Source organism: Vibrio sp. 1731 (assembly GCF_033339955.1).
Classification (GTDB): Bacteria; Pseudomonadota; Gammaproteobacteria; order Enterobacterales; family Vibrionaceae; genus Vibrio; species Vibrio alginolyticus.
Map to the genome: position 1 here is coordinate 1 of NZ_JAWOVO010000182.1, position 1023 is coordinate 1023.

Annotated in this window: 1 protein-coding gene and 1 pseudogene; one reads left to right on the forward strand and one right to left on the reverse strand. The window is 44.7% G+C overall.

Annotated features, from left to right (window positions below; translation table 11 throughout):
* The first annotated feature begins 172 nt into the window (after positions 1-172).
* On the forward strand, positions 173-547 hold the full coding sequence (locus R7035_RS26085) for a hypothetical protein (protein ID WP_025818659.1): 375 nt from the start codon (positions 173-175) through the stop codon (positions 545-547).
* A 64-nt stretch (positions 548-611) separates the two neighbouring features.
* Here R7035_RS26085 and R7035_RS26090 read toward each other — a convergent pair.
* Positions 612-1023 (reverse strand): annotated as a pseudogene (locus tag R7035_RS26090) (tryptophan--tRNA ligase); the annotation flags it as partial.

Here is a 1023-nt window from a genome sequence, read left to right on the forward strand (position 1 = left end):
GCTCTCGCTTGTTATTTACTCCCCCGCTTTGCGCACTCGCCATTTACACTTCAAATTTTTATCAATCAAAAATGATAAATTCCGACAACACAGTGGAGAAAAACATACACAAGCGTTATAAAACCAACGCGAGACAATAAGATCTCATCCATCATCTATCGTGGACAAATCAATGAAAAAAATTCAACGAATTGGACTAGCTCTCTCCGCGTTTGGGCTTATGACGGGTTGTCAGCTAACATCTTCTGAACCGCTTTACCCAACCGCCAATCAAAAAACTATCCAATCAGCAAAAAATGAGTTCAAGGGAATGGAAGAGTTTGAAGTCAGTGACGATGGTGTCATTTCTTTTCGTGCCCGCCTGCCTGGACCAGACTATTACTGGGAGCCATATAAAATCAAACAGTTAAGTTACGAGATATCCTGTGTTTTCCTCACTAATTATGTGGATCGTGGGATGGTGGTGAAGTCTTCGTTTTTAGGCGCTCGTGGCCGCGTTGAGTACTATGATATGGAGCGCTGTATGGACAACACGCCCTTCGAGTAATTTTCTCAGCACATAAAAAAAGCTCCACCGAAGTGGAGCTTTTTGGGTATTGGATTACTTGAGATTACGGACGAGCAACAAAACCGACAGCTTCGTATGCTTTTTTCAGTGTTTCCGCCGCGCGAGCCGATGCTTTCTCCGCGCCTTGCTTCATCACTTCATCCATAAACGCGCGATCTGCGCGAATACGACGGTATTCTTCTTGAATTGGCTCAAGCATCGCAACAACCGCTTCACCCACGTCTTTCTTGAATGGGCCATACATTTCAACGCCTTTGTATTTCGCTTCAATCTCTTCAAAGCTCATGCCTGTCGCTGCAGAGTAAAGACCCATTAGGTTTGCAATGCCCGCTTTGTTTTCAACATCATGGCGAATGCTTGGTGGCGTTTCGGTATCGGTTTGCGCTTTGTTGATCTTCTTGATGATCGATTTCGGCTCTTCAAGCAGCGTGATAACGTTCTTACGGTTATCATCA